The 23,005-nt window shown below is 61.8% G+C and carries 24 protein-coding genes and 5 tRNA genes; 15 read left to right on the forward strand and 14 right to left on the reverse strand.

Going from position 1 to position 23,005, the window contains the following annotated elements; genetic code table 11:
- Positions 1-52: 52 nt before the first annotated feature.
- The 5 genes from sthA to M1E12_RS07110 all read right to left on the reverse strand — a co-directional run bounded on the left by sthA (position 53) and on the right by M1E12_RS07110 (position 4,587).
- Positions 53-1,477 carry a Si-specific NAD(P)(+) transhydrogenase gene (gene sthA / locus M1E12_RS07090; protein ID WP_479564192.1) on the reverse strand — a complete coding sequence of 475 codons (1,425 nt, stop codon included), beginning with the start codon at positions 1,475-1,477 and terminating at the stop codon, positions 53-55.
- A 146-nt stretch (positions 1,478-1,623) separates the two neighbouring features.
- Positions 1,624-2,490, reverse strand: a complete 867-nt coding sequence (radC, locus tag M1E12_RS07095; RefSeq protein WP_479564193.1) for a RadC family protein — start codon at positions 2,488-2,490, stop codon at positions 1,624-1,626.
- A 114-nt stretch (positions 2,491-2,604) separates the two neighbouring features.
- Entirely contained in the window at positions 2,605-3,429 is an 825-nt protein-coding gene (gene map / locus M1E12_RS07100; protein ID WP_113461660.1) for a type I methionyl aminopeptidase, read from the reverse strand.
- A 40-nt stretch (positions 3,430-3,469) separates the two neighbouring features.
- A complete protein-coding gene (gene sfsA, locus M1E12_RS07105) occupies positions 3,470-4,189 on the reverse strand; it encodes a DNA/RNA nuclease SfsA (RefSeq protein ID WP_479564844.1) in 720 nt (239 codons plus the stop codon).
- The gene (locus M1E12_RS07110) at positions 4,186-4,587 is read right to left on the reverse strand and encodes a winged helix-turn-helix transcriptional regulator (protein WP_479564194.1); all 402 of its coding nucleotides are present in this window, start codon (positions 4,585-4,587) and stop codon (positions 4,186-4,188) included. The genes sfsA and M1E12_RS07110 overlap by 4 nt, the downstream gene beginning before the upstream one ends.
- 77 nt (positions 4,588-4,664) lie before the next feature.
- On the opposite strand from M1E12_RS07110, the gene M1E12_RS07115 reads away from it, so the two are divergent.
- Positions 4,665-4,994 (forward strand): nuclear transport factor 2 family protein, encoded by a 330-nt coding sequence (locus M1E12_RS07115; RefSeq protein WP_479564195.1) that lies wholly within the window; start codon positions 4,665-4,667, stop codon positions 4,992-4,994.
- 2 nt (positions 4,995-4,996) lie between these two features.
- Positions 4,997-5,788: an SDR family oxidoreductase gene (locus tag M1E12_RS07120; protein ID WP_479564845.1), complete on the forward strand. Its 792-nt coding sequence runs from the start codon at positions 4,997-4,999 to the stop codon at positions 5,786-5,788.
- A gap of 38 nt (positions 5,789-5,826) precedes the next feature.
- Here the strand turns inward: M1E12_RS07120 and M1E12_RS07125 are convergent, their stop codons facing one another.
- On the reverse strand, positions 5,827-7,659 hold the full coding sequence (locus M1E12_RS07125) for a PHA/PHB synthase family protein (RefSeq protein WP_479564196.1): 1,833 nt from the start codon (positions 7,657-7,659) through the stop codon (positions 5,827-5,829).
- Positions 7,660-7,819: 160 nt separating this feature from the next.
- On the opposite strand from M1E12_RS07125, the gene M1E12_RS07130 reads away from it, so the two are divergent.
- From M1E12_RS07130 to recJ, 5 genes are all read left to right on the forward strand, one after another.
- The gene (locus M1E12_RS07130; RefSeq protein ID WP_479564197.1) at positions 7,820-8,233 is read left to right on the forward strand and encodes an SHOCT domain-containing protein; all 414 of its coding nucleotides are present in this window, start codon (positions 7,820-7,822) and stop codon (positions 8,231-8,233) included.
- Between the two features lie 230 nt (positions 8,234-8,463).
- Complete coding sequence (locus M1E12_RS07135) at positions 8,464-9,681, forward strand: LL-diaminopimelate aminotransferase (protein ID WP_113461654.1); 1,218 nt, start codon at positions 8,464-8,466, stop codon at positions 9,679-9,681.
- 70 nt (positions 9,682-9,751) lie between these two features.
- Positions 9,752-11,071 carry a homoserine dehydrogenase gene (locus M1E12_RS07140; RefSeq protein WP_479564198.1) on the forward strand — a complete coding sequence of 440 codons (1,320 nt, stop codon included), beginning with the start codon at positions 9,752-9,754 and terminating at the stop codon, positions 11,069-11,071.
- 171 nt (positions 11,072-11,242) lie between these two features.
- On the forward strand, positions 11,243-11,446 hold the full coding sequence (locus tag M1E12_RS07145; RefSeq protein WP_479564199.1) for a hypothetical protein: 204 nt from the start codon (positions 11,243-11,245) through the stop codon (positions 11,444-11,446).
- 137 nt (positions 11,447-11,583) lie between these two features.
- Positions 11,584-13,389 (forward strand): single-stranded-DNA-specific exonuclease RecJ, encoded by a 1,806-nt coding sequence (recJ, locus tag M1E12_RS07150; RefSeq protein ID WP_479564200.1) that lies wholly within the window; start codon positions 11,584-11,586, stop codon positions 13,387-13,389.
- A gap of 37 nt (positions 13,390-13,426) precedes the next feature.
- Here the strand turns inward: recJ and M1E12_RS07155 are convergent.
- The 5 genes from M1E12_RS07155 to gloA all read right to left on the reverse strand — a co-directional run bounded on the left by M1E12_RS07155 (position 13,427) and on the right by gloA (position 15,683).
- Positions 13,427-13,501, reverse strand: a tRNA-Glu gene (locus M1E12_RS07155).
- A gap of 169 nt (positions 13,502-13,670) precedes the next feature.
- Positions 13,671-13,745, reverse strand: a tRNA-Glu gene (locus tag M1E12_RS07160).
- 168 nt (positions 13,746-13,913) lie between these two features.
- A tRNA-Glu gene (locus M1E12_RS07165) sits at positions 13,914-13,988 on the reverse strand.
- Positions 13,989-14,146: 158 nt separating this feature from the next.
- Positions 14,147-15,139 carry a hypothetical protein gene (locus M1E12_RS07170; protein WP_479564201.1) on the reverse strand — a complete coding sequence of 331 codons (993 nt, stop codon included), beginning with the start codon at positions 15,137-15,139 and terminating at the stop codon, positions 14,147-14,149.
- 103 nt (positions 15,140-15,242) lie between these two features.
- Entirely contained in the window at positions 15,243-15,683 is a 441-nt protein-coding gene (gene gloA / locus M1E12_RS07175; protein WP_136540610.1) for a lactoylglutathione lyase, read from the reverse strand.
- Positions 15,684-15,866: 183 nt separating this feature from the next.
- On the opposite strand from gloA, the gene M1E12_RS07180 reads away from it, so the two are divergent.
- The 8 genes from M1E12_RS07180 to M1E12_RS07215 all read left to right on the forward strand — a co-directional run bounded on the left by M1E12_RS07180 (position 15,867) and on the right by M1E12_RS07215 (position 19,742).
- Positions 15,867-16,445, forward strand: a complete 579-nt coding sequence (locus M1E12_RS07180; protein WP_113461200.1) for a cold-shock protein — start codon at positions 15,867-15,869, stop codon at positions 16,443-16,445.
- 4 nt (positions 16,446-16,449) lie between these two features.
- Positions 16,450-16,926 (forward strand): DUF192 domain-containing protein, encoded by a 477-nt coding sequence (locus M1E12_RS07185; RefSeq protein ID WP_479564202.1) that lies wholly within the window; start codon positions 16,450-16,452, stop codon positions 16,924-16,926.
- Between the two features lie 103 nt (positions 16,927-17,029).
- A tRNA-Pro gene (locus tag M1E12_RS07190) sits at positions 17,030-17,106 on the forward strand.
- A 232-nt stretch (positions 17,107-17,338) separates the two neighbouring features.
- Entirely contained in the window at positions 17,339-17,716 is a 378-nt protein-coding gene (locus tag M1E12_RS07195; protein ID WP_479564203.1) for a hypothetical protein, read from the forward strand.
- A gap of 348 nt (positions 17,717-18,064) precedes the next feature.
- Positions 18,065-18,370, forward strand: a complete 306-nt coding sequence (locus tag M1E12_RS07200; protein ID WP_102020343.1) for an ETC complex I subunit — start codon at positions 18,065-18,067, stop codon at positions 18,368-18,370.
- 30 nt (positions 18,371-18,400) lie between these two features.
- Positions 18,401-18,477: transfer RNA gene (locus M1E12_RS07205), tRNA-Arg, on the forward strand.
- 116 nt (positions 18,478-18,593) lie between these two features.
- The gene (locus M1E12_RS07210) at positions 18,594-18,869 is read left to right on the forward strand and encodes a hypothetical protein (RefSeq protein ID WP_136540618.1); all 276 of its coding nucleotides are present in this window, start codon (positions 18,594-18,596) and stop codon (positions 18,867-18,869) included.
- A 150-nt stretch (positions 18,870-19,019) separates the two neighbouring features.
- A complete protein-coding gene (locus tag M1E12_RS07215; protein WP_479564204.1) occupies positions 19,020-19,742 on the forward strand; it encodes a nuclease in 723 nt (240 codons plus the stop codon).
- 81 nt (positions 19,743-19,823) lie between these two features.
- Here M1E12_RS07215 and M1E12_RS07220 read toward each other — a convergent pair whose 3' ends face one another.
- Genes M1E12_RS07220 through M1E12_RS07230 form a run of 3 tightly spaced genes read right to left on the reverse strand, consistent with a single transcriptional unit; the run spans position 19,824 to position 22,962 of the window.
- On the reverse strand, positions 19,824-20,597 hold the full coding sequence (locus M1E12_RS07220) for an amino acid ABC transporter ATP-binding protein (protein ID WP_310238802.1): 774 nt from the start codon (positions 20,595-20,597) through the stop codon (positions 19,824-19,826).
- Positions 20,598-20,614: 17 nt separating this feature from the next.
- Entirely contained in the window at positions 20,615-21,766 is a 1,152-nt protein-coding gene (locus tag M1E12_RS07225; protein WP_479564205.1) for an amino acid ABC transporter permease, read from the reverse strand.
- A gap of 2 nt (positions 21,767-21,768) precedes the next feature.
- Positions 21,769-22,962: an amino acid ABC transporter permease gene (locus tag M1E12_RS07230; RefSeq protein WP_479564206.1), complete on the reverse strand. Its 1,194-nt coding sequence runs from the start codon at positions 22,960-22,962 to the stop codon at positions 21,769-21,771.
- Positions 22,963-23,005: the final 43 nt, after the last annotated feature.

The raw sequence follows: 23,005 nt of genomic DNA on the forward strand, positions 1-23,005 counted from the left end.
CAGGCGCCAGCCGTCGCGTCTCCTGCGAGATCCGACCTTTCGTCCGGCTGCCCTACTCCGCCGCCCGTCGCTCGATCTTCTCCACCTTCAGCTCGCCCATGCGGTTCCAGGCATCAAGCCCGGCGATCTTGTAGGCTTCGGCGAGCGTCGGGTAGTTGAACGTGTTCTCGACGAAATACTCGACCGTGCCTTTGAGATTGAGCACGGCCTGGCCGATATGCACGAGTTCGGTCGCGCCTTCGCCGACGATATGGACGCCGAGCAGGCGGCGGGTCTTCAGCGAGAAGATCATTTTCAGCATGCCGCTGTCGAGGCCCATGATGTGGCCGCGGGACGTCTCGCGGAAATGTGCGATCCCTGTCTCGTAAGGGATCCCGCGCTGAATGACCTCTTCTTCCGTGAGGCCGCAGGTCGAGATCTCCGGAACGGCATAGATGCCATAGGGGAAATATTGCGGCGGATCATGTGCCGGTGCCCCAACCGCATGGCGGGCGGCGATGCGGCCCTGCTCCATCGAGGTGGAGGCGAGTGAGGGGAAGCCGACGACATCGCCGGCGGCATAGATGTTCGGGACGGAGGTCTGGAACGTATCCGGGTTCACCTTCAGGCGGCCGCGGTTATCGGCTTCGAGCCCGGCCGCTGAGAGGTTGAGCGTATCGGTTGCCCCGACGCGGCCCGCAGCGAAGAGCACCATCTCGGCTGTCAGGACGCGTCCGTTCTTCAGCGTCACCCGGCATTTGCCATCGATCTTTTCGACGCCTTCGACCGTCTGGCCGAAGATCAGCTTCATGTTGCGGTCGCGAAGTTGGTAGGTGAAGTCCTCGACGATCTCCTTGTCGATGAAATCGAGCATCGTGTCGCGTGGCTCGACCACGGTGACGACGGTATCGAGGGCAGAGAAGATCGTCGCATATTCGATGCCGATGACGCCGGCGCCGATGACGATCATCGAACGCGGCAGTTCCTTGATCTCCAGGATCTCGTCACTGTCGATGATGCTGACACCATCGAAGGGGATATGCGACGGCTTGAATGGCCGGGTGCCGACGGCAAGCAGGACCGAGCCGGCCTGCACATGCACCACTTCGCCGTCTTCCTTCACCACTTCCAGCGTATGGGCGTCGATGAAATGGGCGGTGCCGCGCATCTGGTGCACGCGGTTGCGCGAAAACTGGTGTTCGAGAACCTCGACTTCGTGGTCGAGCGTGATCAGAAGGCGGCGGCGCAGGTCGTCGGCGCTGATCTCCTGCTTCACACGGTAGCTGCGGCCGTAGAAGCCGCGCTCGCGCCAGCCGGTGAGGTTGAGCGCGGTCTCGCGCAACGTTTTGGAGGGGATTGTGCCGGTATGCACCGAGACGCCGCCGACGCGTGTCCCTTTCTCGATGACGAGAACCTTCTTTTCCAGCTTGGCAGCCTGGATCGCCGCCCGGCGCCCGGCCGGTCCGCTGCCAATCACGACGAAGTCATACTGGTTCATGAGATGCCTCTGATTCGGCTGCCGGAATGCTGCAGCGCACATTATCAATAAGCACTATGACAGGGCAACGTCACCGTTTCGTTATCGTGGCTCCCGGGCCGCGCGATCCCGATCCCCCCGATCTGGGGGATAACGAGCTTGTGGGATCAGATCAGTCGCAAACCCTTGAGGCTGGCATGCCCGTCCTTGCCGATGATGATGTGGTCGTGGACGGTGATGCCGAGCGGCTTTGCCGTCTCCACGATCGTGCGGGTCATGTCGATGTCGGCGCGTGACGGTGTCGGGTCACCACTGGGATGATTGTGGACCAAGATCAAGGCAGTGGCAGACAGCTCCAGCGCGCGTTTGACCACCTCGCGCGGATAGACGGGGGTATGGTCGACCGTGCCGCGTCCCTGGATTTCGTCGGCGATCAGGACGTTGCGTTTGTCCAGGAAGAGGATGCGGAACTGTTCCGTCGTCTCGTAAGCCATGGCGGCATGGCAGTAGTCGATGACCGAGGACCAGGAGGACAGGACCTGTTTCTCGCGAAGCTCGCTCTTCAGCATGCGCTGGGCGACATTGGCGATCAGCTTGAGGTCCAGGGCTACGGTTTCGCCGACGCCTTTCACCTCCTGCAACAGCGCCGGCGGCGCGCCCAGCACGCCGGCGAGTGTCTTGAAGCGGGCAAGCAGGGCTTTGGCGATGGGCTTGGTGTCACGCCGCGGGATAAGGCGAAAGAGCAGCAGTTCGAGGATCTCGTAATCGGCAAGCGCCACGTCCCCACCGTCCCGGAAGCGGCTTCGCAGGCGCTCCCGATGCCCGAGATAATGCGCCTCCGGCTGCATGACCGGCCGCGTGGACCGCGCCTTCGCCAGTGCTCCGTCTCGTGCCGGTTGCTCGGCGAAGAAGCTGCGTTCGTCGATTTCGTCGTCTGGCGGAAGTCGGCCGGCACCGAAGAGATCGGTGGACTGTTGCGGGGCGACGCCTTCAGGGCGCGGGAACTCACCTGAGAACGGAAACTTGCTCGTCATGCCACCCAATCCTGACCCTCATGGTCGAACGGCAGAACCGCCGCACGGATATAGTGACACGACTGCCGCCGTGCGCAAGTTCAAGTTGCGAAAGGTGGTGCCGAGCCTTGCCGCTCAGCCGAGGCCGGGACGGTCAAGTCCTGCGGGCGAGAGCGTGAAGATCTCGCAGCCGGTCGCCGTCACGCCGACGGTGTGCTCGTATTGCGCCGTCAGCGACCGGTCGCGGGTGACCGCAGTCCAGCCGTCGGACAGCACTTTCACATGCGGCTTGCCGAGATTGATCATCGGCTCGATGGTGAAGATCATGCCTTCGCGCAGTTCCGGGCCTTCGTTCGCCTTGCCGTAATGCAGGATGTTCGGGCTGTCGTGGAACAGGCGCCCGACGCCGTGGCCGCAGAAGTCGCGCACCACCGAGCAACGCTCGGCTTCGGCATAAGTCTGGATCGCTTCGCCGATAGCACCAGTGCGCGCGCCGGGACGCACGGCGGCGATGCCGCGCATCAGGCACTCATGCGTGACTTCCATCAGCCGCTCTGCTGCGCGCTTGATGTTTCCGACCGGATACATGCGGCTCGAATCGCCATGCCAGCCGTCGAGCAGGAAGGTGACGTCGATATTGACGATGTCGCCGTCGCGCAGCGGCTTGTCGTCGGGCATGCCATGACAGACCACATGGTTGATCGAGGTGCAGACCGAGTATTTGTAGCCGCGATAATTGAGTGTGGCGGGGATCGCACCGTGATCGGCGCCGAACTCGAAGACGAATTTGTCGATCGCCGCTGTCGTGACGCCGGGCTTTACCATCGGCACCAGCGCATCGAGGCAGCGGGCCGTGAGTTGGCAGGCCCGACGCATGCCTTCGAAATCATCGGCACCGTAAAGACGGATTGCGCCGGTGTTCTTCAGAGGCGCCGTGGCCGCATCGATATAGGTGACCATGGGGGTCCCTTTCGGATTTTCTAATCAGAGCTTTGGCCGTTCATAAAGCACGCAGGCCGTCTTCGTCTATCCGGATGAGCCTTTCCGGCTCGATTTTGCCAGGATCGATCCGGCACCTGACGGCATAGGCTTCGACGCCGCGCGCAATCGCAAGGGCGAATGCGCGGCCATAGCCAGGGTCGAGATCGGCACAGATCCTCAGCTGATCGCAGTCGGAGCGCTGAATGATGAAAAGCATCGCCGCCCGTTTGCCGGCATCCACGAGATCACCCATCTCGTCCAGATGTTTGGCGCCCCGCGTCGTGACGCTGTCGGGAAACTCCGCAAGTCCCGCCTCGCGGATGAAATGCACATTCTTCACCTCGACATGAACACTGCCTTTGCTCTCGTCCTCAAGCAGGATGTCGATGCGCGAGTTGCGGCCATAGCGCTGCTCGCGTTTCAAGGAGGAAAAGCCGGCAAGCTGCGGCACCAGACCACTGAGGATCGCCTCTTCGGCAAGGCGATTGGGAAGCGCCGTGTTGACCCCAACCACGGTGCCATCGGCCTCGACGAGTTCCAGGGCATGGGCGTATTTCCGGCTGGTCGAGTCGTGTCGCGACAGCCAGATCCGGGACCCCGGCGCGGCCAGGCCCCGCATGGAGCCGGTGTTGGGACAAAATCCGGTAATCTCGCTGCCGTCTTCCAGGATGGCGTCGAACAGGAACCGTTTGTAGCGGTGCAGGAGCCGTGCTGGCACCAGAGGTGGAGAGAAGATCATGGCGCGGGTGAGGGCGCGGGATCGGTATCGGTGTCGGGCTTGTTGATGGCCCATGTCAGCAGCGCGTCCAAAGCAGGGCAAAGCGCCTGGCCCCAGTCCGTCAGACAATATTCCACCTTGGGCGGCACCTGGTGATGCACGATACGCCTGACGATCCCGTCAGCCTCCATCTGGCGCAGTTGCTGAATCAGCATCTTCTGCGAAATCCCGGGGATCGAGCGCTCCAGCTCGGAGAAGCGCAGCACCGCCCCGCCGAAGAGGTGGAACAGGATCACGAGCTTCCAGCGTCCCTCGAGGATACGCAGGGCGTTTTCCACGCCCTCGGCCCCATCGGCAGGCGTCAGGAAGGCATCCTTACTTTTTAGTGGGTACCTTACCTTTTCGTCGGTTCTTGTCATTTTTTGAGCCTATCGCCATCTTCGTCATCGAGCAAGCGCGCCGCTCTTTCGCAACCAGAAACGAAAGAACTGATCCCATGTCCACCAAGATGACTGGGCCTGTTGAGGCCTATTTCGAGGGCAGGAATGCGCGCGATCTCGCGCGCGCCCTGTCCGGCTTTTCCGAAATCGCCGTCGTTCATGACGAGAGCCGAACCCATCACGGCCGAGCCGAAATCAGTGTCTGGATGCAGAACACGATCGAGGCGTATGACGATCATTCGAGGCTGTTGCAGGTAGAGGAAGATGGAGCTGATCTCATCGCCACAGCGGAGGTCTCGGGCAATTTCCCGGGCAGTCCCATCACGCTTCGCTATCGCTTCGTCATCGATGGCGGCATGATCTCTAGCCTGGAGATCGCACCGTGAGTGTGCATTTCAAAACCGACCCGACGGAATTTGCAGGCAGGAACGTCGTTGTGACCGGTGGTACCATGGGCGCAGGCGAGGCGATCGTGAAGCGCTTCCTGCGCGCTGGCGCCAAAGTCGCCACAGCCGCTCGTAACATACCGCAAGAACCGGAGCTCGGTGTCACGTTCATCCCGGCAGACCTCTCGACCCCGGAGGGAATTGATGTGCTCGCAAAGGAGGCACTGTCTGAACTTGGGGCGATCGACATTCTTGTCCACTCCCTTGGCGGCTCATCCACGCCCGGCGGTGGCTTCAAGGCTGCCACGGAAGAGTTCTGGCAGCAGGAATTGGCACTGAACCTATTGGCGGCCGTTCGCCTCGACCGTCTGCTTGTGCCGGGAATGCTCGAGCGGGGAGAGGGTGTCGTTATTCATCTGGCATCGATCCAGCATCGTTTGCCATTACACGAGTCGACGATTCCCTATGCAGCCGCCAAGGCAGCCCTGGCGAACTACAGCAAGTCGCTGTCGAAGGAGGCCGGTCCCGCCGGTGTCCGCGTGAATACGGTTTCCCCTGGCTGGATCCGCACGTCCGCGGCAGACCGCATGGTGCAACGTCTGGCCGAGAGCAGCGGGGTCAACGAGGGTCAGGCCCGGCAGGGAATCATGGATGCCCTGGGCGGCATACCCATCGGCAGGCCGGCCTGGCCTGAGGAGATCGCCGAACTCGTCGCTTTCCTCGCCTCCGAACGCGCCGCATCGATCCATGGCGCGGATTACGTCATCGACGGAGGAACGGTGCCAACCCAGTGAAGCGGCAAAGCCGGTCACACCCCGTGGCGTGACCGGCTCTAGACCCGCGCCAACACGTAGCGCCCGGGCGCATCCGCGATGGCATTCAGCGCATCACCGCCCGGCTTGCGGGCAGGCACACGGTCGTCATCGAGTTTCTCGATCCAGCTCTGCCAGTGCGGCCACCAGGAGCCTGCAGTCTCCTTGGCATTCGCCATCCATTCCTCGTAAGTGCCGGCTGCGGGGCCGTTGGTCCAGAACTGATACTTCTGCTTGTCCGGCGGATTGACGACACCGGCGATATGGCCCGAGCCGGACACGACGTAATCGACGGGGCCGCCGAACAGGCTGCTGCCGATGAAGACCGATTTCGCCGGCGCGATATGGTCTTCCTTGGTGGCCAGATTGTAGATCGGGATCGTCACGTCCTTGAGCGACAGCGTCTTGCCGGCCAGCTGCATCTTGCCCTGGCTCAGCGTGTTGTTGAGGTAGCAGTTGCGCAGATAGAAGGAGTGGTTCGCCGCCGCCATGCGTGTCGAATCGGAATTCCAGTACAAGAGGTCGAAGGGCATCGGATCCTGGCCCTTCAGGTAGTTGTTGACGAAATAGGGCCAGATCAGCTCCGATGCGCGTAGCATGTTGAAGGCCGCCGCCATCTTGGAACCGTCGAGATAGCCGGATTCATGCATCCGCTGTTCGAGGCTCGCCAGCTGGCCTTCATCGACAAATACCTTGAGATCGCCGGCGAAGGTGAAGTCCACCTGCGTGGTGAAGAGCGTGGCGCTGGCGATCCGCTTGTTGTTTTCCTGCGCATGCAGGGCAAGGGCCGCAGCAAGCAGGGTTCCGCCGACGCAGTAGCCGATCGCGTTGACTTGTTTTTCGCCGGTCGCCTTCTCCACCGTATCGAGGGCGAAATCGACGCCCTCGCGGATATAGGCCTCCCAATCCTTCGACGCATGCCGCTCGTCCGGGTTCACCCAGGAAATGACGAAGACCGTGTGGCCCTGGTCGACGCACCACTTGATGAAGCTTTTCTGCGGATTGAGATCGAGAATGTAGAACTTGTTGATCCAGGGCGGGCAGATGAGGAGAGGGCGCTTCAGCACGGTGTCGGTCGTTGCCTCGTACTGGATGACCTCGCAAACATCGCTCTGGGCAATCACCTTGCCCGGCGTGATCGCCATGTTCTCACCGACGGCAAACTTGCTGGTGTCGGTCTGGCGGATCCTGAGATCCCCGCCACCGGCGGCAATATCCTCCGCCAGCATCTGCATGCCCTTGACCAGATTGGCCCCGCTGCTTTGCACCGTTTCCTTGTAGAGCTGCGGATTGGTGGCGACGAAGTTGGCCGGCGACAGCGCAGCCGTGATCTGGCGCATGTAGAAATTGGCCTTGTGCCGCGTGTGCTCGTCGAGGCCACCGGCATCATTGACCATCTTTTCGGCCCATTGCGTCAGCACGAGATAGGTCTGGCGAAGGAAGTCGAAGAAGGGATTGCGCTCCCAGTCCTCGTCGGAGAAGCGCTTGTCTTTCGGCAGGGGATCACCGATCGCCTGGTCCGGCGAGGCGAATCGCGCCAGCGACCGGCTCCAGACGCCGAAGACTGCATTGAGGAGATGGGTCTGGGCTTCGAGCGTGCGCTTGGGATCGGACATCCAGTATTCCGCGACCTTGCCCATGGTTTTGACCATTTCGGCAACGGGCTCGGCGACAGGATCGACGATTTCCCCTGTCTCGCGCGGCTTCAACCAGACCGAAGCCGCCTTGCCAAGGTTTTCCAGCGCCTTGGCGGCATTGATGATCAGCGCCTGCGGATCCTTGATGATGTAAGGTTCAAGCAGTTTCGGGTCGAACGCGGCATTCGCTTCGGCTTCTTCGCGCGTCCTGTCCATGCCGTCCTCCCCAGGATTGTTCTGGCGTCTTTTGTGTTTGCCTATCCTGCATGAAAACGACTACAAGTTCCAGCGATTGGCGCATAGTCTTTCGAAGGTGATCGATGGTTGCGCCCTTGAGGAATGTCAGTTTTCCGCGCAGACGCGGGCGGTCGGGGCCATGGTGCACAGCAAATTCAGTCTTTCAGGTCTCTCGATCCAGGCGCTTGCCGTCGCAGCCATCGCGCTGATGGCAGGCACCGGCTGCCAGTCGTCCGCGCCGCCGGCTCCGGTCGAGACCACGGCTGCACCGGCAGGCCTGCAGGTGACCGTCGAAGATCCCGACAATCCGGAAGCGCCTCAGCAGCGCCCGACCTATCCGGATGGATACCCGAACTTCGCGGGCTCCCTAAGTGCCGCCAGCGTCCAGATGAGCAACGAAGAAGCCGCGGCCCTTCAGTCGCAGCTCACCTCACTCGGCGCGGCCCGCAAAGCCGGCACCATCAGCGAAGCCGAGTATCAGGGGCGACTTGCCGAACTGCGGCGCATCGCGGCCGAGCACGGAGCCGAGACGCAGGCCCAGATCGCCAATTAAGGCTTGCGTTCGGGGCGATTTTTTCGCAAAGCAACCGAGGCGTTTTTGACATAAAATTTCGTCGGCGATTCAGGGCGTACAGCCGGATTTGCGACAAAATTTCCTGCCAGCGCTTGGATTGGGATATCATCACGCGCATTCGGTTTTGCGGTTCGTTGCGGAGCGTGTGGTCACTGGGACAACGAGCGCGCCTGCCGCGGTAATCATCCGCGCGGTTTCAGGGGTTGAAGATGGAAGAGTTTCACAAAGTCCGGCGTTTGCCGCCCTACGTTTTCGAACAGGTCAATCGTTTGAAGGCGAGCGCGCGAGCCGGTGGGGCCGACATCATCGACCTCGGCATGGGCAACCCCGACCTTCCGACCCCGCAGGCGATCGTCGACAAGCTTTGCGAAGTCGTCCAGGACCCGCGCACCCATCGTTACTCCTCCTCAAAGGGCATTCCGGGCCTGCGCCGCGCCCAGGCGGCCTATTACGCCCGCCGCTTCAACGTGAAGCTCAATCCGGATACGCAGGTCGTGGCGACGCTGGGCTCCAAGGAGGGCTTCGCCAACATGGCGCAGGCGATCACCGCACCGGGTGATGTCATCCTTTGCCCGAACCCGACCTATCCGATCCATGCCTTCGGCTTCCTGATGACCGGCGGCGTCATCCGCTCGATTTCGATCGAACCGGACGAGACCTTCTTCCCGCCGCTCGAGCGCGCCGTGAAGCACTCGATCCCGAAGCCGCTGGCGCTGATCATCAACTACCCGTCGAACCCGACGGCCCGCGTGGCAAGCCTCGACTTCTACAAGGATGTCGTCGCATTCGCGAAGAAGCACGACATCATCGTGCTCTCCGATCTCGCTTATTCGGAGATCTACTTCGACGGCAATCCGCCTCCATCCGTGCTCGAAGTTCCGGGCGCGATGGACTGCACCGTCGAGTTCACCTCGATGTCCAAGACCTTCTCCATGCCCGGCTGGCGCATGGGCTTTGCGGTCGGCAACGAGCGCCTGATCTCGGCGCTGACGCGCGTGAAATCCTATCTCGATTACGGCGCCTTCACGCCGATCCAGGTGGCCGCAACCCATGCCCTGAACGGCGATGGCTCCGACATCGCGGAAGTGCGCAATGTCTACAAGCGCCGCCGTGATGTCATGGTCGAAAGCTTCGGCAAGGCCGGTTTCGAAGTACCGCCGCCGGCCGCGACCATGTTCGCCTGGGCGAAGATCCCGGAAAAGTTCCGCCATCTCGGCAGCCTCGAATTCTCCAAGCTGCTGGTCGAGAAGGCTGACGTCGCCGTCGCCCCGGGCATCGGCTTCGGTGAAATGGGCGACGAATATGTCCGTCTCGCCCTAGTCGAGAACGAACACCGCATCCGCCAAGCCGCGCGCAACATCAAGAAGTTCCTCTCGACGGCCGACGAGACGATGCACAACGTGATTTCGCTCAACGCCCACCGTTGAGTTCACGTTGATCCAAGGCGGTCCGGTCAGGACCGCCTCACTTTCTATATCATGACGTCAGGAATGCCTCATGGCGAATGCCCTTAAAATCGGCGTGGCAGGTCTCGGGACCGTCGGTGCCTCGCTTGTCCGTATCCTCCAGAGCCGCGCCAATGCGCTCACCGTCGCCTGCGGTCGTCCCATCACCGTAACGGCCGTCTCGGCCCGCGACGCCTCGAAGGATCGTGGCATTCTGATGGATGGCATTGCCTGGTTTGCGGATCCGGTTGAACTGGCGAATTCCGCCGACATCGATGTCTTCGTCGAACTGGTCGGCGGCGCGGAAGGGGCAGCCGAGATGTCCGTGCGCGCTGCGCTCGCACGCGGCCTGCATGTCATCACCGCCAACAAGGCGCTTCTGTCGCGCCATGGCGTCGAGCTTGCCAAGCTCGCCGAGGAAAAGGGACGCCTCTTGAACTACGAGGCCGCAGTCGCCGGCGGCATCCCGGTCATCAAGACGCTGCGTGAGTCGTTGACCGGCAACAATTTCTCCCGCATCTACGGGATCATGAACGGCACCTGCAATTACATCCTGACCCGGATGGAGCGGGAAGGCCTGTCCTTCGCGGACTGCCTCAAGGAAGCGCAGCGCCTCGGTTATGCTGAAGCCGATCCGAGCTTCGACATCGAGGGCAACGACACGGCCCACAAGCTTTCGATCCTCACGACGCTGGCTTTCGGCTGTGAAATCTCGGCCGACAAGATCTATCTCGAAGGCATCACCAACATCTCGACCGAGGACATCCACGCGGCCGCCGATCTCGGCTACCGTATCAAGCTTCTCGGCGTCGCCCAGAAGACCGAAAGCGGCATCGAGCAGCGCGTGCATCCGACCATGGTGCCGCTCGACAGCGTCATCGCGCAGGTCGATGGTGTGACGAACGCCGTCGCGCTTGAATCCGACATTCTCGGCGAACTCTTGATGGTGGGCCCCGGCGCCGGCGGCAATGCCACGGCCTCCGCCGTTCTCGGCGACATCACCGATATCGCAAAGAGCCGTCCGGGTGCCCAGGAAGTGCCGGTGCTCGGCCGTCCCGCGCATCTGCTCGAGCCCTATCGTCAGGCCGAGATGCAGAGCCATGAGGGCGGCTATTTCATCCGCCTGACCGTGCAGGACCGCACCGGCGTCTTCGCCAGCATCGCGACGAAGATGGCCGAAAACGCGATCTCGCTCGAATCCATCGTCCAGCATTCGAAGCAACCCGCCACGCCTGATCGTCCGCAGACGATCATTCTGGTGACGCACGCGACCATGGAAAGCGCCGTCCGCAAGGCCGTCGGTGCGATCAAGGGCGAGGGCTATCTGATCGGTGAGCCGCAGGTGATTCGCATCGAGCGGCCCAAGACCTGACCGTCTTTTGGACCCTGACAGCACTCACCGGCACCTCTTGCAGGCCGCAATCCCGCGCGAATCCGCATTAATCTGACGATTTGCGCTGCGTCTGGCTCCGCCTCTATCGCCAAAAGTCTAATGCGGGCGTAGTCTGCAGCGACTGTCGGGGCCTTGGGGAGGAGTTCATCGATGGGAGCCGGTCATCACGGCGCGTCCTGGGGCGAAATGGCCGAGGGCGTGCTGAACAAGGACGACGAGACATCCGTCGAGCGGGAAAGCGACCACGACAAGACCGCCGTGTCGCTGGAGACCCAGTGGGACTGGATGCGGCTTCTCGCCTTTACACTGATCATGGCCATCCCCTTCGCTCTGGTCGCGTGGCTGATGTCTTGAGGAAGAGCATCGCATCCGCGCGGCGCTCTGCTGCCTCTGGTGATTTTCCACGATCGGTATAGAACGGGTGAGGGCGGTCCAGCCGCCATTGGTCCTGTCGCGCAGATCTTTGGCCTGCGCACCCGTAAAGAGCAGTAATGTCGACTGAACCGGTAGATCCCGTTATCCGCGCCTTTCTTGGCGTCGAGCAGTCCGCTAGCGGCCAGCGCTGGATGTCGCGCACCGACCAGGCCGGTCAGAACCGGGCGCTGGCGATCAGTCAGCTGCATGGCATTCCCGAACTCGTCGCCCGTGTCCTCGCAGGACGTGGTGTAGGCGTGGACGAGGCGCTGGCCTTTCTCGATCCGACCATCCGCAATCTCATGCCGGACCCCTCGAAGCTCACGGATTGCGATGCCGCCGCTGCCCGCATCGTCGAGGCGATCGAGCGCCAGCAACGGGTGGCGATCTTCGGCGACTACGATGTCGATGGCGCGGCCTCGTCGGCGCTGATGGCGCGGTTCCTCCACCACTTCGGCGTGGAGGCCGAGATCTACATTCCTGACCGCATTTTCGAAGGCTACGGTCCGAATGCCGCCGCCATCGACCAGTTGATCGAGCGCGGTGCCAATCTCCTGATCACCGTCGACTGCGGATCGACCAGCATCGAGGCACTGGGGGCCGCCGAGCGCCGGGGCGTCGATGTTGTCGTCATCGACCACCACCAGATGGGTCACGAAATGCCCGTCTGCCATGCGCTGGTGAACCCGAACCGCGAGGACGATTTGTCGGGGCAGGGGCATCTTTGTGCCGCCGGCGTCGTCTTCATGGTGCTGGTCGCGACGCTGCGGGTACTGCGGGAGCAGGGCCATCCGCATGCGCGATCGCTTGATCTGCTCGCCTGGCTCGATCTTGTGGCGCTTGCCACTGTCTGCGATGTGGTGCCGCTGAAAGGCCTGAACCGGGCCTATGTCACCAAGGGCTTGATTGCAGCGCGCCACCAGAACAATGCCGGTCTTGCAGCCCTTCTTCGGATCGCCGGCGTGGGCGGTCCCGTCACGCCCTATCATTTCGGCTTTCTGCTAGGCCCTAGAATCAATGCCGGTGGCCGCATTGGTGATGCCGCACTCGGAAGCCGCCTGCTGACGCTCGACGACGCCAGCCAGGCCGATGAGATTGCCGCAAAGCTCGATGAGCTGAATCGCGAGCGCCAGGCCATGGAAGCCGTGATGCTGGCCGAAGCCGAGGCCGAGGCCATGGCGGAATATGGCACGGGCGAGAGGGCCTCTGTCATCGTGACGGCGAAGGAAAACTGGCATCCGGGGATTGTCGGTCTGCTCGCAGCGCGGCTGAAGGAGAAGTTCAAGCGGCCTGCCTTTGCAATCGCCTTCGATTCGCTCGGCAAGGGAATGGGATCCGGGCGCTCGATCAATGGCTTCGACATGGGCAAGATGGTCCGGGCAGCCGTCGACGAGGGGCTTCTGGTCAAGGGTGGTGGTCATGCCATGGCGGCTGGACTAACGGTCGAGCGCGCCAATCTCGGGCGTCTGCGCAGTTTCTTCGAGGAGCAGGCCTCGGTGCAGGTCTCTGCACTGGCTGCCAACCAGACATTGAAGATCGACGGCGCCATCGGCGCATCTGGCGCGACGCTCGCCCTTGTCGATCAGCTGGAGGCGGCAGGCCCCTATGGCTCCGGTCATCCGCAGCCGATCTTTGCCGTTCCGCTGCATCGCCTAAAGGATGCCCGTCCCGTCGGCACCACGCATATCAAGATCACGCTGGAAGGCATGGACGGGAAGCGCCTGGACGGCATCGCCTTCCGCGCGGCAGAGACGGACCTTGGCCATTTCCTGATGAACAATCGCGGCAACCAGGTTCATGTCGCCGGTACCTTGAGCGCTGACCATTGGCAGGGCAACAGGCGCGTACAGTTCCGCGTTCTGGACGCCGCAAAGGCACCCTGACGTATCAGAACTCTGATGATTTTCAGGAGGATCGAAGTGGCACGCCCTAGGGGAGTCGAACCCCTCTTCCCAGAATGAAAATCTGGTGTCCTAACCGATAGACGAAGGGCGCGTGCGCTTCGGTGGCGCCCTTATGGCTGGAACTTTGGGTGAGCGCAAGCCCTCTTTCGGCTCCTGCGACGATTTTTTCCACAGGCTTGAACTGGGGCGATATCATCAGCGCAAACAAGCACTTGAGCCGCCGTCGTCAACAGGTTTTCCAATGTCCGGGGAGATCGAAGTGGCACGCCCTAGGGGAGTCGAACCCCTCTTCCCAGAATGAAAATCTGGTGTCCTAACCGATAGACGAAGGGCGCGTGCGCTTCGGTGGCGCCCTTATAGTCAGGCACTGGGGTGACCGCAAGCGGAAACTTGGTCTGATAAGACAGAAATTTGACGGAAGGCACGCATGCATACGCGTCGCCAAACAACGCCGACATGCGAAAGAAATTCGATGGAATTAAGGGGAGGGAGGAGAAACGAAGTGGCACGCCCTAGGGGAGTCGAACCCCTCTTCCCAGAATGAAAATCTGGTGTCCTAACCGATAGACGAAGGGCGCGTCTGCTTCGTGGCGCCCTTATAGTCAGGCTGTTTGCGGACCGCAAGCGGCTTTTTTCGTCTTTCATGCAAAAAATATGACAGCCGCTCCGATGCCTATCTCCGAGGCTCCTATCCGCATAGATTACAACGGCTTAAAGGGCCATCGGATTGGAACGGTCAGTCCGATGCGCCGGCCGTTTCCTGTTTCTTGCCGCCCTTGAGCAGATCCGAGAGCGACGGCAGCCATTTCTTCTTCTTGGTCGGCGCCTCGGCATCGGCCACGGTCTGCTCACCGGCCGGCAGCGGTTCCGCCGGGTCATATTCCGGCACGGCGCCCATGGCCTGCAGCTGATCGGGAGTCAGCTGAACGCGTTCAGGGACCGTGGCGGTCGGCTCGCGGAGCGCCAGGATCTTGCGCTTGGGCCGCGGGTCGGAGAGTTTCTTCAGGACGGGAGGCTCGTCTCCGGACACGGCTGCCGCCTCGGTGAGCGGCAGGCCCTCGGGTGTGGGCGCGGCTGCCTGCTCCTGCAATGCCTGCTGCTGCATCAGGGCCTGCTGTTGCGGCGAGGGGCTGAAAAGGCTCTTGCGCACGGCGTTGACGCCGAGCGTCGGCATCTCGGCCGGAACGAGGCTCGGACTTGCCGCAGTGCCCGCCTCGGCCACAGCCGTGGCCGCAGGGCCGGCGTCCGGTGCGACGGCCTGTGCATTTGCCCGGCCGGCGGAAAACAGGCTGTTGCTTCCGGCATTCACCGCTGTCGGCTGCATGGTGAGCTCACCGAGATCGGCCCGTGCGGCTTGGGATCGTGAATCAGATGCTTGCGCCCGACCTTGTATCGCCTGCTGCTGCAAGGCCAGCACTTCCGGAGGCGGCTCCGCGATGTCGGCAAAGGCGGCCGCCATGGGGACCGGCTGGCGCTTCAGGCGCGCCGGTTCCGTTTCATTCTGGGGCAATGCTTGTTCCGCACTCCCTGGCTGTCCCGAAACGGCAACCACATAAGGATCCCGGAAAGCCTTGTCCGCCGGCGCGGTGGCAGCGATGTCCTCCGATGGCGCAGAATCGCCGATCGAAAGAACCTCGTCGGCACTCGTCTGGCATGCGGCCAGCGGCACAGCTGAAAGCAGCGTCAGCAGTGCGATTGCAGGTCTGCGGAAAGGGGATGAGCTGGTCATGTCGGTCTCCGTCGCCACCTTCACCAAGGAAGGGTAAGGGCCGCTGCAGCGGCCCTCGTTTGATCCGGAGACTAGGCGCGCAAACTTGCGCGAGGCGGTGGTCTTACCAGGCGCCTGTATTGGGCATGGAGGCCCAGGGTTCTGCCGGAGCGAGATTCTCGCCCTTCTGCAGGATTTCGATGGAAATGCCGTCCGGCGAGCGGACGAAGGCCATGTGGCCGTCGCGCGGCGGGCGGTTGATGGTCACGCCATTGTCCATCAGCTTCTGGCAGATGGCATAGATGTCATCCACTTCGTAGGCCAGATGGCCGAAATTGCGGCCGCCGGTATAGTCCTCGGTGTCCCAGTTGTAGGTGAGTTCGAGGCAGGGCGCCATTTCTTCACGGGCGCGGCCGAGATCCTTCTCGGCACTCAGGAAGACCAGCGTGAAGCGGCCTTTTTCGTTCTCGTAGCGGCGGATTTCCGTGAGCCCGAAGAGCTCGCAATAGAAGTGCAGGGAGGCCTCGAGATCTTTCACTCGGACCATGGTGTGTAGGTAACGCATGGGTGTTCTCCTTTGACATGCAGCATATGGAACAGTCGTCAGCTTCGAGCAAGGCTGCGGCTGCAAAAGCAATTGGTGAAATGTAAAACTAGGGCTTGCGCAGATCCGTTGACCAAATGTTAATCTGAATCTCAAGAATCAGTTAACTAAGCAATGTGACGCGTTTTCGAGGGGCTTGGGGAAATGGCGGACAGGATTTCATCGAAGGGGCTCGGCGAGTTCGAAGAGCTGTCCGGAGAAGCCGTCGACCTGTTGGAGATCACCGGTGTCGTCAAATGGTTTGATGTGGCCAAGGGCTTCGGCTTCATCGTCCCCGACAACGGCATGCAGGATGTCCTTCTGCATGTGACCTGCCTCAGACGCGACGGCTACCAGACCATCCTCGAAGGCACGCGCATCGTAGCACTCATCCAGAAGCGCGAGCGTGGCTATCAGGCCTTCCGCATCCTCTCCATGGACCAGTCGACTGCCGTGCATCCCTCGCAGATGCCGCCGGTGCGCACCCATGTGCAGGTGACGCCGACCAGTGGCCTTGAGCGGGCCCTGGTCAAATGGTTCAACCGCACCAAGGGCTTCGGCTTCCTGACGCGGGGCGAGGGCACGGAAGACATCTTCGTCCACATGGAAACGCTGCGCCGTTTTGGCCTGACTGAATTGCGCCCCGGCCAGACGGTGCTCGTGCGCTTCGGACCTGGCGACAAGGGCCTGATGGCCGCTGAGATCCACCCGGACAATCCTGGTCCGGCCGCGCGTGCGCACTGAGCCGATGAGCAAGATTCGTGACATCCTGAGAAGCGCCATCACGGCGCTTTTTGCGTTTCTGCTGCTGGCTGGCGCCGTGCTTGCGGAGGTCAACTTTGAACGCGGCCAGCTGGCTTTCGAGACGGCATCCGGAGATCGGATCACCTTTGATGTGGAATGGGCGCTGACTGCCGAGCAGCGGGCGAGGGGCCTGATGGAGCGGCCGGCACTGCCAGATCGCACGGGCATGCTGTTTGATTTCGGCGAAACCCGCATGGTCACCATGTGGATGGCGAACACGCCTGCGTCGCTCGACATGATCTTTATCGACGAGACCGGCCGGATCGTCCGGATCGCCGAGCGCACCACGCCGATGTCCGAATCGATCGTCTCCTCGGGTGAACCCGTCCGCTACGCGCTGGAAATCCGCGGCGGCCATGCGGCCGAACTGGGCCTCGAGCCATCCGCCCGACTCGTCCTGCCCCTCGATCTGCCGAAGTGACGGCGCTCAGCCCTCTGTTTCACCTGTAGAAACTGCGAGACCGGACACGCTTTTGCTGTTGCGGCCCGCAGGTGAACCGTGTATTCGGGCTGCATTGCTGGAACGGAGTGTAGCGCAGTCTGGTAGCGCATCTGGTTTGGGACCAGAGGGTCGGGAGTTCGAATCTCTCCACTCCGACCATGCAATGAGCCGAGGACCCCCAACATGGCGGTCGCTCGCGGTCTGAATAATCAACTCTCCCTCAGTTCTGACGACAAGCGGTCAAGCCGACAACGCTGTTTGCATAGCGCGTTCTTTCCAAGACCTTCCCGCCCTCACGCGCGCGTGCATTCTCTCTTCTCCGCAATTATTCCTTGCTCGCGCGATGCGCGCCCACTATTCCTTATGGTTGTATCCAGGGGTGGGGACGATCATGCTGCGAAAATTCTTGTGTCTCGCGGGCATCACCGCGTTGGTCACGGGCTGTCAGACGGTCAAGCCGGCGGCCTCGCCCATGGAAGCCTATCTCAATCGCCATGCTGCCGCAGAAGCCATTGCGCGGAATTGCCCTGCCTATGGCGGCTATGGCGCCGTGAGCGCGATGCGGTCGGATGCCGAAAGCAATCTCGCAAAGGCTCGCGCCCTCGGAGCAACGGAGACGGATGTCCAGATGGCGCGCGAGCGAATGAATGGCACGCTCATGAGTGCCGTGATGCTGGTCGGACCGCTGGAGGCCTGCAACAGCTTCGTCAATCAACTCGCCTGGGCCGGCACCTCTACCGCCGTCATCGGCACGAAGAAAGCGCAATGAGCGGCGACTGGCGACGTGGTTCCTTGAGATGACGAATGGCTTTTGAGCTGCCATGCGGTCGCCCCTTTGCCGTCTATCGATCCCCCGCGCTGCGTCGATTTTCCCACGGGCGATTCACCGATCATGCAGTTGCGAAGGAACCGCAACGAGGATATACGAATTCTCGAACGAAGTCGGTTGAGACGGCGGTTCTTCTTCTGCGCCCAGCAGAAATGCCCATTGTTATCAATGGTCCGCAGGAAGAGAATCGTTTAGCGCCGATGAAAGGTGTAAGGTCTGCCGTGATTGGTGGGCCGGGTGTCAGTCGGCAACGGCGCTTGCCGCGAAGTCTTGGAGACGGATAAGGCCATGTCTGCGAAGATCTACCGCCCCGCGAAAACCGCCATGCAGTCTGGCAAGGCGAAGACCCATCTTTGGGTACTGGAATTCGACCAGTCCGCGCCGCGCAAGATCGATCCGATGATGGGCTACACCACGTCCGGTGACACGCGCCAGCAGGTCAAGCTGACCTTCGAGACGCTGGAGCAGGCCGAAGCCTATGCCAAGCGCGAAGGCATCGAATACCGCGTCATCCTGCCGAAGGAAGCCAAGCGCCAGGTCGTGTCCTACACGGACAACTTCCGCTACAACCGTCTGCAGCCCTGGACGCATTGATCCGATCCCGCCGCCTCGTCGGCGCCAGACGGTCCCTTAGCTCAGCTGGATAGAGCAAGTGCCTTCTAAGCACTAGGTCGTAGGTTCGAGCCCTACAGGGATCGCCATCTTCTTGATGTTCCATTCGTATTAGTGCCGGTTAAAGCAGTTGCAGCAGGAACCAACCGGCTGGTCACGTGTTGAGTGCTCCGTGAAGACACCGCTATCACAGGGAGTGAGACACATGATGAAGATGCTTGCCGCAGCCGCCATGCTTTCCTTGAGCCTGACCGGCGTATCGCTTGCCCAGAGCTCGTCCGACGGTTCGGGCGGCAGCACCGGTGGCAGCCAGCAGAGCGATACTGCGAACGACGCCAACGGCACCACCGAAGATGGCGCCACCACCGGCTCCGACAATCCCGGCGACACCAGCGCCGGCGACGAACCGCAGTGCCCTCCGGGCCAGAAGAGCGCCGACGCGTCGGCCACCAAGGCAGACCCGAAATGCGTGGCTGAATAAGCTCCGTTCTGATCGAGTTAAGAGGCCGGGTCAGCCCGGCCTTTTGCATGGTTTTCTGATGCCGTCACCGCTGCAGCCGGTGGAAATCGTGCCGGCGCCAACCTTTCGGAAACCCTTCGGAGCGATGATGGCGCTCACGAGAGGTTAACCATGTCCAGTCGCACCGCTTCTTCCCGCCGCACGCCGTCGAAACGCCGAAAGTCCGCACGCTCCTCCGCTGGCCATGGCATGACATCCTGGCTCGTCGCACTGGCTGTCGTCGCCGGCGGCATCGCGCTCTACGACAACAGGGACACGGTGCTGAAGGAAATGGCGCCGCTTCTGTCGACGGAAAAGCGGGTCGCCAGTTCGCCGGCCAAGAGCGAACCACGGGGCGAAAAGCCTGCGTCTGAACGCGCAGCTGCAAAGGGGACGAAGGGCCCGGTGCCGCCGGCGAATGTCGGCGTTGTGAAGGCCGCCGTCCCGGCAGCGCGACCGGCCGTGACCACGGCAACCGCGGGGCCTCTGACCGGCGAAAACTTCTCCGGCAAGTTCTACTTCTGCGGCGTATCCGGCCTCGACAACTGTGTCATGACCGGCGACACCTTCTGGTACAAAAAGACCAAGATCGTTCTGGCCGATATCGCAGCACCTCGAACCGATGGCGCAGCCTGCCAGCAGGAGCGCGACCGCGGCTTCGCGGCCAAGGTTCGGCTCAAGGATCTCCTGAGTTCGGGCCGGTTCGACCTCGAAACCCTGAAGGCGCAGGCTGCGGGTGAGGCTTCCGGCGTCATGCGCGTGGCGACGCGCAATGGTCGCTCGCTCGGCTCGATCCTCGTTTCGGAAGGCCTGGCCAAACCCCGCATGGCCCGCCAGCAGAGCTGGTGCCCCTGACCGCTCGCTCCGTCTCAAATGCAAAAAAGCCCGCCGTGATCGACACGGCGGGCTTTTGTCTTTGCGATAGGGTCTCGTCGCTCAGTGCAGGATCTGGCTGAGGAAGAGTTGGGTGCGCTCATGCTGCGGGTTGTCGAAGAACTCGGCCGGCGAATTCTGCTCGACGATCTGGCCCTGGTCCATGAAGATCACGCGGTCGGCTACCTGACGGGCGAAGCCCATTTCGTGGGTCACGCAGATCATGGTCATGCCTTCTTCGGCAAGACCCACCATCGTGTCGAGAACTTCCTTGACCATTTCCGGGTCGAGCGCCGAGGTCGGCTCGTCGAAGAGCATGATCTTCGGCTTCATGCAGAGTGCACGGGCAATGGCCACGCGCTGCTGCTGGCCGCCGGAGAGCTGGCCCGGATACTTGTTGGCCTGTTCCGGGATCTTGACGCGCTTGAGGAAGTGCATCGCGATCTCCTCGGCATCCTTCTTCGGCATCTTGCGGACCCAGATCGGGGCCAGCGTGCAGTTTTCGAGGATGGTGAGATGCGGGAAGAGATTGAAGTGCTGGAACACCATGCCGACTTCCCGGCGCACTTCGTCGATCTTCTTCAGGTCGTTGGTCAGTTCAATGCCGTCGACGACGATATTGCCCGTCTGGTGTTCTTCCAGACGGTTGATGCAGCGGATCATCGTGGACTTGCCGGAGCCCGAGGGACCGGCGACGACGATGCGTTCGCCCTTCATGACCTTAAGGTTGATGTCCCGCAGCACGTGGAAATCACCATACCACTTGTTCATGTTGATCAGTTCGACCGCCACGTCGTTGCCCGACGCGGTCTTCTTAGCGGAGTTGGCTTCAGCCATGGTTTTTCCCCTTGTTCTTAACGCTTGTGACCGGTGTCGAGGTGCCGCTCCATGAAGGCGGAGTAGCGCGACATGCCGAAGCAGAAGATCCAGAATACGAAGCCGGCGAAGATCAGACCGGTGAGCGGTGTCACAGGCGTGGCCCAGGTGGCATCGGTGAAGTTGAGACGGACGATGCCAAGCAGGTCGAACATGCCGATGATCGACACGAGCGAGGTATCCTTGAACAGTCCGATGAAGGTGTTGACGATGCCCGGAATGACCAGCTTGATCGCCTGCGGCAGGATGATCAGACGGGTTTTCTGCCAGTAGGAAAGGCCGAGAGAATCGGCGCCTTCATATTGGCCCTTCGGGATCGCCTGCAGGCCGCCGCGCACCACTTCGGCCATATAGGCCGAGGCAAAGAGCGACACGCCGACCAGCGCACGCAGGAAGTTGTCGATCGTCCAGCCCGTGGGCATGAAGAGCGGCAGCATCACATTGGCCATGAAGAGGACCGTGATCAGCGGCACGCCACGCACCACTTCGATGAAGATGACGCAGATCATCTTGATCACAGGCATGTCCGAGCGGCGCCCGAGTGCCAGCAGAATGCCGAGCGGCAGGGAGACGGCGATCCCGACGAAAGACAGGATCAACGTGACCATCAGGCCGCCCCAGAGCGGGGTTTCCACTTCCGGAAGGCCAAAGCCGCCATGCAGCAGGAAGAAGGCGACGATCGGGAAGACGATGAAGAGCAGGAGTGCGTTGAGCCCCTTGCGCGGTGCCTTCGGGATGAGCATCGGCGCCAGAAGTGCGATGAACATCACGCCGACAAGGATCACGCGCCAGCGTTCTTCGAGCGGATAGCGCCCGAAGATGAACTGCGAGAAGCGGCTCTCGACAAAGGCCCAGCAGGCGCCTTTCCAGCCGTCCGGTTGGGTGCCGCCCTGGGCGATGGTCGCGCAGACGGCGCGGTCGGCGCCGAACCAGGCGGCATCGAGGAAGAGGAAGTTGATCGCCCCGGGCAGGATCAGGGCCAGGACCGCGAGACCGATGATCGTGAGCACCGTGTCTTTCGGTGTCGCAAGCAGGTTGGCGCGGATCCAGCCGATGACGCTACCATCGGAGGTCGGGGCGGGAAGGGGTGCCAGCATTTCCCGGCGCACATAGGAAAGTTCGTGTGCCATGATCAACGCTCCACCAGAGCCATGCGCGCATTGAACCAGTTCATGAAGAGCGAGGTCACAATGCTGATGGACAGATAAACGACGAGCCAGATGGAGACGATTTCGATCGCCTGACCGGTCTGGTTGAGCGTCGTCCCGCCGGTCGAGACCAGTTCGGGGAAGCCGACGGCAACACCCAGCGACGAGTTCTTCGTCAGGTTGAGATACTGGCTGGTCAGCGGCGGGATGATGATGCGCATCGCCTGCGGCACGATCACGAGACGCGTCGTGGTCGAGGGCTGCAGCCCAAGGGCCGAAGCGGCTTCCGTCTGGCCCTTCGAGACACCCTTGATGCCGGCGCGGATGATTTCTGCGATGAAGGCTGCGGTGTAGAAGGAGAGTGCCAGATAGAGCGCCACGAATTCAGGCGCAATGACCGCTCCGCCGGTCATGTTGAAGCGGCTGGCGACGGGATAGTCGAAGGTCAGCGGCGCCCCGGCGGCGAGGAAGGCAAGGATCGGCAGGCCGAGGATCAGCCCGAACGAGACCCAGCCCGTCGGGAAGGGTTGGCCGGTGCGCATCTGGCGCGCCTTTGCCCAGCGAGCAACGACGATGGCGGCGATGATGCCAACCACGATCGCGATCGGGATCATGCTCGCGCCATCACCCCAGATCGGCTTAGGGAAGGCCAGACCACGATTGTTGAGGAAGGTCGAGAACGGCAGCTCGAGCGAGTCGCGCGGCTGCGGCAGCGTCGACAGAACGCCCGAATACCAGAAGAAGATGACGAGCAGCGGCGGCAGATTGCGGAAGGCTTCGACATAGACCGTGCAAAGCTTGGCGATCAGCCAGTTCTTCGACAGACGGCCGATACCGATCATGAAGCCAATGATCGTTGCGGTGATGATGCCCGTTACGGCAACAAGGATCGTGTTGAGCAGACCGACCAGGATGGCGCGGCCATAGGTCGAGTCCGACGAATAGGAAATCAGCGTCTGGCCGATGTCGAAGCCGGCGCGGCCGTTCAAGAAGTCGTAGCCCGTCGCGGTATTGCTGCGGGCGAGGTTTTCGATGGTGTTGTTCGCGATGGTCCAGACGATAAACGTCATGATGGCGATCGTAGCGACCTGAAAGAAGATGGATCTTGCTTTCGGATCGTAGATCAGCGAGCCCACGCTCTGCCCACCGGCAGGTAAACTGGTGGCGTGATCTGTCATGCTGTGCCAAATCCCCGAGGCTTCTTTGAGCCCTAAACTGTTA

The organism is Rhizobium sp. K33, assembly GCF_056501445.1.